Source organism: Metamycoplasma neophronis, assembly GCF_006491995.1.
Taxonomy (GTDB): Bacteria; Bacillota_I; Bacilli_A; order Mycoplasmatales; family Metamycoplasmataceae; genus Metamycoplasma; species Metamycoplasma neophronis.
In genome coordinates this window covers 1-11,366 of record NZ_VHHP01000011.1, presented here as the reverse complement: position 1 = coordinate 11,366, position 11,366 = coordinate 1, and the positions used below count along the sequence as shown (strand labels likewise).

General features: G+C 28.6%; 5 protein-coding genes, 4 tRNA genes and 1 pseudogene. 6 read left to right on the top strand and 4 right to left on the bottom strand.

The window, feature by feature from the left end; genetic code table 4:
• From FJR74_RS03000 to FJR74_RS02985, 4 genes and pseudogenes are all read right to left on the bottom strand, one after another.
• A pseudogene (locus FJR74_RS03000) lies at positions 1–462 on the bottom strand (cell division protein FtsZ); the annotation flags it as partial.
• 29 nt (positions 463–491) lie between these two features.
• Positions 492–1,556 carry a hypothetical protein gene (locus FJR74_RS08240; protein ID WP_140915051.1) on the bottom strand — a complete coding sequence of 355 codons (1,065 nt, stop codon included), beginning with the start codon at positions 1,554–1,556 and terminating at the stop codon, positions 492–494.
• Between the two features lie 30 nt (positions 1,557–1,586).
• Entirely contained in the window at positions 1,587–2,492 is a 906-nt protein-coding gene (gene rsmH / locus FJR74_RS02990) for a 16S rRNA (cytosine(1402)-N(4))-methyltransferase RsmH (protein ID WP_140915050.1), read from the bottom strand.
• Positions 2,486–2,926 (bottom strand): division/cell wall cluster transcriptional repressor MraZ, encoded by a 441-nt coding sequence (locus FJR74_RS02985; protein ID WP_140915049.1) that lies wholly within the window; start codon positions 2,924–2,926, stop codon positions 2,486–2,488. Before FJR74_RS02985 ends, rsmH begins: the two co-directional genes overlap by 7 nt.
• A gap of 142 nt (positions 2,927–3,068) precedes the next feature.
• Here FJR74_RS02985 and FJR74_RS02980 point away from each other — a divergent pair.
• The 6 genes from FJR74_RS02980 to FJR74_RS02955 all read left to right on the top strand — a co-directional run.
• Positions 3,069–3,144: transfer RNA gene (locus tag FJR74_RS02980), tRNA-Thr, on the top strand.
• Between the two features lie 211 nt (positions 3,145–3,355).
• Positions 3,356–3,430 (top strand) — tRNA-Asn (locus FJR74_RS02975).
• 4 nt (positions 3,431–3,434) lie between these two features.
• Positions 3,435–3,510 (top strand) — tRNA-Glu (locus FJR74_RS02970).
• A 3-nt stretch (positions 3,511–3,513) separates the two neighbouring features.
• A tRNA-Val gene (locus FJR74_RS02965) sits at positions 3,514–3,589 on the top strand.
• Between the two features lie 399 nt (positions 3,590–3,988).
• Positions 3,989–6,118 carry an MnuA family membrane nuclease gene (locus FJR74_RS08235; RefSeq protein ID WP_140915048.1) on the top strand — a complete coding sequence of 710 codons (2,130 nt, stop codon included), beginning with the start codon at positions 3,989–3,991 and terminating at the stop codon, positions 6,116–6,118.
• Positions 6,119–6,499: 381 nt separating this feature from the next.
• Positions 6,500–11,366: leucine-rich repeat protein (locus tag FJR74_RS02955; RefSeq protein WP_140915047.1), on the top strand; the 4,867-nt coding region annotated here is incomplete at its 3' end.

The following is an 11,366-nucleotide window of genomic DNA, read 5'->3' as shown; positions in this document are numbered from 1 at the left end:
TTTTTTAATTTCGCCGATCCCTTGAAGCGCGGCAGTCATCCGACGTTTTCCCTCAAATTTAAAAGGTGTTGTCACAATCGCGATGACCATTGCCCCATTTTCTTTTGCAATTTTAGCAATTACAGGCGATGCACCAGTACCGGTGCCACCGCCCATTCCTGCGGTAATAACAACTAAATCCGTTCCCTTTAGGCGGTTTTTAATTTCTCCGGCACTACTTTCTGCAGCTTGTTTTCCAACTACAGGATTAGCTCCCGCGCCGATACCGCGTTGATCACCAATATGTAAAGTTTGCTCAGTTTTAAACTTGGCTAAGGCTTGTTTATCGGTGTTTACAACAATAAATTCAAGCCCATCTAGTTTAGTATCTAATAAAGTTTCCACGCTATTATTTCCCCCTCCGCCAACACCGATAACTTTGATTTTGGCAACAGGGTTGTAATTTACATCACTTTCACTCATATATTCGCTCCCTTTTTATAATTTAACAATTAGTTTAAATTATACAAATTATTTGACGCACTTTTTACATTTCTAAATGTATCAATACTAAATAATTCAGTAGTAATAGTAATTTCATCTTTGATTTTTTCAGCAACTTCAAGCATTTTGATTAACCCCAACATTTCTTCGCTTATAAAAATGTTAGGTTGATTTATCATGACATCTTTCGCTATAAAATCTCATGAAATTTTATTAATAAAATTACTCATCATTGCAAAATTTTTATCAAAAATTAATTTGATATTTTCGGGTTTTAATTGATTTTGTATTAATAATTGATTAATTTTAACAATCAATTTTTCAAAAAAACCTATCATTGCGTCATTAATTTGAGCTTTTAATTGAAAATTATTTTGTTGATTTAACGCAAATAATTTAGTAATTAATTGATTTAATGATAATGAATTTGAGATGTTCAAAGAGTTTAAAATGCTATCGATATTTAATTGCAATATGTCGCTAATTATGTCGCAATTATTTTTAATTAATTTAACTTCCACAAAATCTGATTTCAATGAAGTTAGGATAGCCACTCCTGCTTCATGTTTACTCATAATTTCGTAGTTATATATATTATTATAATCGTATATTTTGACAACATTTAAATGGCTAATTTTCATGATGTCCAAAATATTTTTAGCAGCATTGTTAGGAATTGTGGTAATTGAATAAAAATTACCAGTTTCATTATCATTAACAAAATTGAAATCTATTAAATATTCACCTTGGTTTTGTGTTTTATTAAATAGCAATTGAGTAACTTGAGAATCTGAAACATTATTAGTTTTAGTAACTTTGATTAAATTTTTATGCAACTTAAATCATGGATTGGTATCAGCAAACACGACTACGTCAGTTAATTTACCGTTAATTAGTGATTCAATTGTTTGTTTAGTTTCGGCTACGAAGTTTATTAAATCATATTTAGTTAAAGAAACATTATTAATTGATTTTTTATAAATAGGAAAAGATTCGAAGTTAACTTTTTCAATTACTTCTACTTCGATACTATTATTTAAAAATTTATAAGCTGTAATAATAATTCTTTTCATATTTTTTAACCATTAATTTGTTTAATTTAATTAATATAACTTCGTGATAACTCTTAATTTTGCGCTCCTTGCGCGGCGATTTTCTTTAGCCTCTTCTTCTTGAGGAAAGATAATCTTTTGTTTCCATTGCTTATCAACTTGAACTGGTAATTTATTAAGTTTTGGGTCATGGTAATTTAATTTTTGAAAATAATTCTTTACGATTGCGTCTTCTTTACTGTGAAAAGTAATTATCGCCAATTTACCATTTTTATTTAATAATGGAGCCACTTGGCTTAATAAATCATTTAATGAATTTAATTCATCATTTACCGCAATTCTTAAAGCCTGGAAAACCGCTTTAGAAGGATTTTTTTCTCTTACCACTTTAGCGGGTAAGATATTTTTTAGCAATTCATTTAATTCAAATGAAGTATTGATAGGACGGTTTGCTACGATAGCTTTCGCAATTAGTTTTGCTAATTTTACATCAGCATTTTCGTACAATATCCTTGCAATTTGATCTTCTGAATAAGAATTGATTATATCTTTTGCATTCAAAGGATTATCTAAATCCATCCGCATATCTAATTCGGTATTTTGAGAATAACTAAATCCTCTTTTGGCGTCATCTAATTGTGGGCTGCTTACACCTAAATCAGCTAAAAACCCATCAACTTTATTTACTCCTATTTTATTAAGCTCTTCAGACACAAATCTAAAGTCACTTTTTATTAATATATAATTGGAGTTAATTTTGGCTAATTTTTCATTACTTTCTTTAATTGCTTCGATGTCCTTGTCAAAACAAATTAATTTACCTTTGTCAAGTCGTTTAAGAATTTCTTGACTATGTCCAGCTCTACCTAAAGTTAAATCTACATAAATTCCATCAGGTTTTATTTCTAAAGTTTCGATGACTTCGTTTAATAAAACCGGAATATGTTTTTCTATAATTTAACTCCTTGTTCAAATAATTTTTGAGCTAACATATCAATATTTTCTTCATCATCATATAAACTCTCTGTTTGGTCATAAATTTCCTTGGCAAAAAGTTCACATGTATTTCCTTCTCCTAGGAAAACAACTTCTTTAACGATAGCGATTTTTTCAGTTAAATGTTTTGGTAATACAATTCTACCTAGTTTATCCGGTTGTACCAATTCGGTGTTTCCGAAAATATATCTAGCTAGGTTACGTAAATCTTTATTCAAGCTATTATTTTCTTCTAGCTTGTTTTTTAATTTATCAAACTCTTCTGGAGTTCTGAAAACTAATGATTTATCTAGGCCTTTAGTAATATAAAATTCATGCCCTAATTCTTGCAAAAGTTTTGCCGGAACTACGACACGATTTTTATCATCAATTTGCCGATAATATTTTCCAAACATTTCCACTTCCTTCCACTATCACCTATATTGTAGCAAATAAATACCACGATGTTAAGCTTTTTTAAACTTTTTATATATAAAACACACATAACATACAAGTACGTATATAAAAAATGAAAATTTGATAAAATATGTACGACATGCTAGTTTAGCTCAGTTGGCAGAGCAACTGATTCGTAATCAGTGGGTCGGGGGTTCGATCCCTCTAACTAGCACCATATCACAGCTGGCCAAATCGCAATTTTAAAAAAGCGATTTTTTTTATAAAATTGTTAAAAAACTTGGTATTATATTAATCGTAACCCGAGAAATTTGCCAACTTTACTTAACGCGTTTATTGGCAAAATAGAAAAAAATAAAAAAAATAATTTTTTTTGAAAATTTCTAAATTTTTTTGGTTATAATAATTAAGCATTTCAGTTAATGAGTGCCGACTTAGCTCAGCGGTAGAGCAGCTGGCTGTTAACCAGTTGGTCGTTGGTTCAATCCCAATAGTCGGCGCCATTATGGCCCTATGGTGAAGCGGTTAACACATATGGTTTTCATCCATACATGCGTGGGTTCGAATCCCGCTAGGGTCACCATTTGGAGAATTAGCTCAGCTGGGAGAGCATCGCCCTTACAAGGCGAGGGTCGTGGGTTCGAGCCCCTCATTCTCCACCATTTGTTGAAAAACACCAGTGCTTCGGCACTTTTTTTATGCCTTTTTTATTTCATAATTAACCATTTCATTATTAATAAACCATTTATTAAAAATAAAAATAGGCTATGTTTGAGTAAAATCTTTTTTGATATGATTAAAAATGCTAATTATAAGTGTAAAAAGATAGATATTTTAAAAGTCTAAAAAATAATATATTAGTATATTTTATTCATAAATCTAAGTGCATAATTAGTATTTATTTTTATGCATATTTATTTGAATAGAAATTTATAAGCATTGTTTTTGATAAAATCGATACTTTAATAAATAACATTATTTATTATTAAAAAAAGCACCTTTTTTTGATATATTTAAAGTAAATAAGAGATTATTCAAATTTTGTAATAAAGGGATCTAATATGAATAAAAATAAAAAAATGCTTTTTATGCTAGTGCCGACTGTTACATTTTTGGCGCCGTTGCTTTTTTCATCTTCTTGCGAAGCTAAATATTCAGATAATAATGAAAATATAAATAAACAAGAGTTAATTAATTTAGAAGCAAACATCAAAAATGGAATCGGTTTAATTGATGATGATATTAGCTTAAAAAATTTAGTATCCAAATTACAAGATCAAAAAGATAATATTAAATCATGATATTATCGAAAAAATAAGCAAAATAAATTAAAAAATAAAGATAAAAACTGAGAAGCTATTTTTGGCATTTTACAAATGCAACAACCTAATTTTGATTATTCAAATTTAAACATAAACGGTACTTTATTTGATTCTTATGATTTAACAAAAATTCTTAATGCTATCTTGCCCATGATATTAATTAATAAGCCAACATTAAATGATGATTATGTAAGCACTAAAATGAAGCGTTATTTTAAAAACATGAGAAAAATTAATTTTAATAATCTAATCAATTTGGCAATAAATAAAAGAGAACTTATCTTTTATTTAATTAATAAGATAAAAGATAATACCGAAGATAAAAAAATTCTTCAACACGTAATTACATTAGAACAATATTTGACTAATATAAATAATGATGAAATTCAAATTAAAGATCTTAATATTAATAAAAAAAGATTTATTCGTGCTCTATTAAATTCAGCTAAATATCTAAAAGAAGTAAATGCAGAAGAAAAAGAAAATATAAATAAAAATTTAGACAATGCCGAAAATAATAATTATAATGAGACTTCGACAAATGATAATACAAATGCTGAAGTTAATAATGATGAAATAAATGCAAGTGATAGTAGCAGTGATTTGCCAAGTGCTTCAAATAATGATAATGAAAAAGAATCGCAAGAAAATCACGGTGTAGATAATAAGGCATCAAATAATCAAGCAAATCAAGGCGCTTCATCTTCCGATGCTAAAAATCAAAACAAAGCAAATAATAATCAAGATGACTTACCAAATTCAAATGAAGATATAAATTACCCAAAACCACCGATTGAATTTTTTAATAATCCATTTGCTTCAAAATTATTTCACAAGCCAAGCAAACATTTTAGAATCGGACATTGAAATATCTTAAATTATGGAAAAGCTTCGCTCGACCCCGAAGGATTGAAAGTTAATAATATTGCTAAGGCAATATTAGCTACACAAGCCGACATTATGGGCTTAACTGAAGTAAATTATAATCACTTAGACAAAGTAAGTTATATAGTTAATTTATTAAATAAATGAACCAATAGCAATGAATTTCAGTATTTAGGCCAAAAAGATATATTTTCAGAAAAATATCCGAGTCAAAAAGAAAACATTGCCATTATATATAGAAAAAGCATAGCAACGCCAATTTTATTTGATAATGGCAAAATTGGGGCCTCTTTTACTAAAAAAATTAATAGAAATGATGGTAAAACAGAATACGTTAGACCACCATATGGCACGATGTTTAAAATAAAAGGCTATGAAAAACCGCTTATTACTATTTTTGGCCACCTTGACTCACCCGGCGCTAAACAAGAAAGCGGAGAGAAAAAAATTACATTATATAATAATATAAAAATCCAAGGATCGCAAGGTAATCAAGAAGTTGCCGAAATGATGGCGCTTCCTAACGTATTTGAGTATTTTTTATCACTTGCTAAAGATAAAGATGCCGCAATTATGTTCGGCGGTGATACTAACATTAAAAAAGAAAATCAATTTTTATTGCAAGAATTAGAAAACAAATATAACTTAACTAATTATTATTATGACTATCATGAAAAATACTTAACTTCGTTGGGTAGAAATAATAATTACTCGCAATCGTATGACAAAATCTTATTTAAAGAAAATGCCGACTTTAATTTTATTAGCGCAAACGAAAAAGCTAATATGCCAGAGTTTAAAAAAGTTCCATATAGATTAGATACGATCAACGCTTTTAACAATAAGATTTGAGACCGTAAGGAAAGCATTAATTTAAATAATCAAGATGCGACATGAGCTTATGATAATAAAACAAGTGATTTTCAATTAGCATTGAAAATTTCAGACCACACCCCGGTATTTATTGACTTTATTAATAAATAAAATCGTTTTGTCAATTAAATGGCAAAACTTTTTTATATTTATACGCATCTAATGTGTTTAGATAAATTTAAAAACATTAACGTTTCTAATTTTAATTTTATTTAATGAAGTAATAACAATTAGAAATTAGTATAACAATTTTAATAGTAATATAGATATATAAAAATTAATAATTCCGTTAAATTAAGAACTTTTTTATATGTTTCAAAACATGATTTTGATAATATAAAAATGGATAGACTATATAAAAATATACTTTGTTTTGATTTTTATAACTTTGTTTTGATTCATTTAAAAACAAACTAAATTATAAAGATTTGTAAGTCAGCCTATTCTGCAATTCAAAATCAAAACAGTATTAAAAACTAATTTAAGGAAAATATGAAAAAAAGTAAACTGTTAAAAATATTAACACTGATTTTAAGCGCTTCTATTGTTCCCTTACCTTTAGTTGCAGCTTCATGTGAAAATAAAACGAACGACATCGGTAAGGATAAACCGAATAAAAAAGATTCAGACAAGAAAGAAAACCCATCCTCAAATGATCCGAATCCTGGAAATAAAGATTCAACTAATCAATCTTCAAACCAAAACCCTGACCAAGGATCTCAAGCTAATGAAGATGGCCAAGGAAATCAAATTGGTCAAGGTGATACCGGAAACAACGGATCTCAAGATAATCAACCTTCTGCAAACAACCAAAATGAAAAAGCAGACTTGATTAAAACAATTGAATTAAAAGTTTCTGAGATTCAAAATTATTTAAAAGAAAACACTAATCAAAATCCTGAAATTAAAAGTATTTTAGAAAAAGTTATTAGTCAGAATACAAAGGACAATGTTCCTTCTATTTCGTTATCTAAAGAAATTTTAAATCAAAAAATATTAGACTTATCTAAAGCTTTAGAAGACGCTAAAGCATTGGTAAAAAATATGCAAGATAAAGTGACTTTAGATTCTACAATTAAAGATTTGGAAATTATTAAAAATTTAATCAGTAGCCATGATAGAGCTCTGACTGATTTAAAAACTTCTTTAGTTAATTTAATTCAAGAAGCCCGCGAAATTTTGAACAATGAAGAAGTATCTAAATATGTTTCTGAAACACAAAAAATCAATGATGCTATTGCAGCCGCTAAGAAAAAAATTGACGAATTTAAAAAATCTAAAGCTGCTGAAAAATTAAATCACACTAAAGCCTTACAAGCCGCAAATGATTTATTGAACAGTCTAAAATCATATTCTAATAAAGAAAATTTAGGCTCAGTAATCGAAGCTTTAAAGCAAGCAATTAATGTAAATTCAAATATTGAAGATAATTCACCATTAACTGATATCGAGGCTAAAGTTAATGCTTTAAATCAAGCAATCGAAGCAGCAAATGCCGCAAAAGCCCAAGCTGATAGTGAAACTAACGAAAAATTAGCGCAATTAAAATCAGCTATTGATTCAGCTAATGAACTTTCAGACCAAATGTCAGATGCAACAATCGCCAATGCAAAAGAAAAACTTTCAAATGCTATAGCGACTGCTCAACAAGCATATGACGCAAATCCAAAACAAACTAATGAACAAATTGAAAGAGCAACTTCTGCTATAAATGCTGCTAAACAAGAGGCTCAAACTGCGCTTGATAACTTAAATAAAGAAAAATCAGCATTAAAACAGCAAATTAATGCAAATGAAGAAGCTATTAAAAATTACATTAATAACACTTTAAGCGACCCAAAATATGCTGAAATTAAAAAAGATTTACAAGCAGCTTTGGATAATTTTAATAACGTTCAAAAACCTTTATTAGATAATGAAACTAAAGCAAAACTAGAAGAAATTAAAAATCAACTAAATACTGCTTTAGAAGCCGCTAAAGAGAAAAAAACTGAAAAAGATAAAGAAATTGCCGGATTAGAAAAAGCTGCTTTAGAAAATGCAATCAAGGCAAGTAAATCAATTTCAAATAATATTACTAGCCAAGATCCTGAAATGATTGAATTAAAGAATAAACTAGAGGTCGCTCAAGCTGAAGCTCAAAAAGTGGTCGATGGTAACCAAGAGCAAAATTATGCTTCTAAAACAGCAAAAATTAATGCTTTAAACGAAGAAGCTCAAGCAGCTATTGCTAAATTTAATGATAAATTATCAGCCACAAAAACAACTCATGCAGAAACACTTAAAGCTGCAAATGATTTATTGAACAATCTAAAATTAGATTCTAATAAAGCAAATTTAGGCTCAGTAATTAATGAATTAACTCAAGCAATTAATGCTAATGCATCTATTCATGATGATTTACCTTTAGGCGATATTACTGATAAAAAACAAGCCTTAAACAAAGTCATCATAAGCACAGCAAACAAAAAATCCCAAGCTGATACTGAAACTAACGAAAAATTAGCACAATTAAAATCATCTATTGATTCAGCTAAGGAACTTTCAAGCCAAATGTCAGATGAAGCTATTGCGGACGCAAAACAAGAATTGGACAAAACTATTAAAAATGCCCAAACTGTATACGAACTAACGATAAAAGAATCAGATGCTAATATTGATACAGCTACTGCTTCAATTAATGTGACTAAAGAAAAAGCTCAAAAGTCACTTGATACGCTAAATCAAGAAAAATTTGCATTAAAGCAAACAATAAATGCTAAAGTTAATGAAATTCAAGCATACATTAATAATGATTTAAGTGACGAAAAATACGCTGATATAAAAGTCAAATTACAAATACTGTTAAATGACTTTAATGAAAATCATAAAAATTCACTTGATAGCAAAATGAAAACAGCATTAAGCGAATTAAATGAAAAACTAACTAACTCGATGCTATCTGCGCAAAACAATAAAGATGAAGTTGAAGCCAAAAATACAGAAAGTTTAAATAAAAAAAATTTAAAAGGCAAAATTAACGAGTTATCTACTATTAAAAATTCAATAACAAGTCACGAACCAGTTATGGTTGAATTAAAAGAATCGTTAGGTTTTAGCATTTCTCATGCAGAAACAATATTGAACCAAGATAATGAACAAGAATATTCAAACGAAATATCAAAACTGGATAATGTAAAAAATGAAGCAAATAAAAAGATTAAAGATTTTAATGATAAATTAAATGTTGCAATCCAAAATTACAATAGTGCATTATCCGAAGTAAAACAATTATTGTCAAATATAGATGGAAGCAAAAATCAATCAAATGACAATATGATAAAGCTTATGATGGGCGAACATCTTCGTTTGTCTCAATTAATTATTCGTTTAAAAACAGCTATTAAAAAATACCAATTAATCGATAATAATTCATCATTGGATGAAATTTATAAGCTAGCAAACGCGTTGATACATTTAACCGATGAATGTAAATTAGACATCAAAAAACAAATTAAAGCAACTTTAAAAGAAATCGAAAATTCAATAGGCGAAGCCAAAGCAATTGCAGCCGATATGACAGACCCATATTTTAAAAGCAAAAAAGAAGAATTGGAAAAAGCTATTACAAAATCAAAAAAATTTATTGAATCCGGCGAATCGAAAAGCATTTATGAAATCGAGCAGTTTTTGCAAAATTTTTGAACACTTATAACCGACGCACGTATATTAACAAAATCAAAAGAATGGGTTCTTTATTCGATTAAAGAAAAAATCGATAAAATAAAAAGTTTAATGGAAGAGTTAGCAAATCATAACGAATATTCCAAAATAAAAGAAAAATTAGCAAACATATTCACCACTTATGAACAAAATGACAAAAACAAACTAGAGAACATGACTTTCCAAGAGCTTAGCACTATCGATAGTAATTTAAGTGATGCGCTAAATAATGCTAGAGAACAAAAAATGCACGAAGATATAAAAAACTTTGACAATGACAAAAACAATTTAACATTTTTGTACACAGATAATAATAATGAAAAAACGGAAATAAAATATAATCCAATAACCTCGATTGTAACTATGAATAACGCAGAGAAAGTTACTTTGGATATGTTCGACTTTTTATCTGAAAAAATTAGTTCTTTACCAGAAAATAAAGATAAATATGGAAGAAAGTCTATCATTTTAAATTTACCCAATACTAAAGAAATATACGGAGGTGGCTTGGGGAGACTTAATAAAGGAAATGAGGGACAAAAATACTTTGGTCACTTGATTTTAGATATTACTCAAGTTTACTTGCCTAAAATAGAAAAAGTCGTTGTTGAAGAAAATTTTGATTACGATGGTCCTCACGAAAGGCCTTGATATATGGATGTAGAAACAGATAAATTTTTACAAAATGGAATTTTATTTAAATGGGAAAATCCTTCCGGAGATATAAATGATCCAAATATCCATACAATATTGCCACATGCAATAGAAAATACAAATGAAGTAACCTCATTTAATTTGCCAAACATAAGGAAAATATATCCTAATTTTTTAGAATTTCCCGAAAATGCGAATATTGATCTTTGATTTCCTCTTATTAAAGAAAAAATGATAATTAATGGGGTTTTAATAAAATGGCCCAATGCAAAAGGAGCAATAGAAGACAAAAATGTTGAATATATATATCCCGGTGCTTTGAATCAAAATACAAAAATAACTTCAGTGTCATTTCCTAATGCAAAGCGCGTAGGATTTGCTGCTTTTGACAATGCAACAAATTTAATTTCGGTTAATTTACCTAAGGCATTAGTATTAGAAGGAAACGCTTTTTCATGGGCAATGAATTTAAGTTCTATAAATATCCCAAATGTAAAATCAATTGAAAAAGGTGTTTTTGAAAATGCTTTTAGTTTAACATCTATTGATTTACCTAATGTAACTAAAATAAATGCTAGAGCGTTTCGGGACGCAGTTAACTTGACTCATATCAACTTACCAAAATTAGAAGAAATTGGTATTGATACTTTTACCAATACACCAGGTCTTGGCGATAAGATTGTTTTAAATGGTATTTTAGTAAGATGGGATAATGCTGGTGGGCATATTATCGATGATAAAGTAACAGCAATTGCAGATAATGTTTTCGAAAGCAATACGCATATAACCTCAGTGTCATTTCCTAATGTAACTAAAATTGGGTCTGAAGCATTTGCTGGAGCAAGTAATTTATCTTCTGTTGATTTTTCTAAAGTTACAGAAGTTGGAAGAAGAGCATTTTGAGATGTCCCAAATGTTACAAACACTGATTTTCCAATGCTAACAAAAGTTGGTGAAGATGCATTTTCGAAAATTATTGAAAATGGTGTATTAATAAAATGAA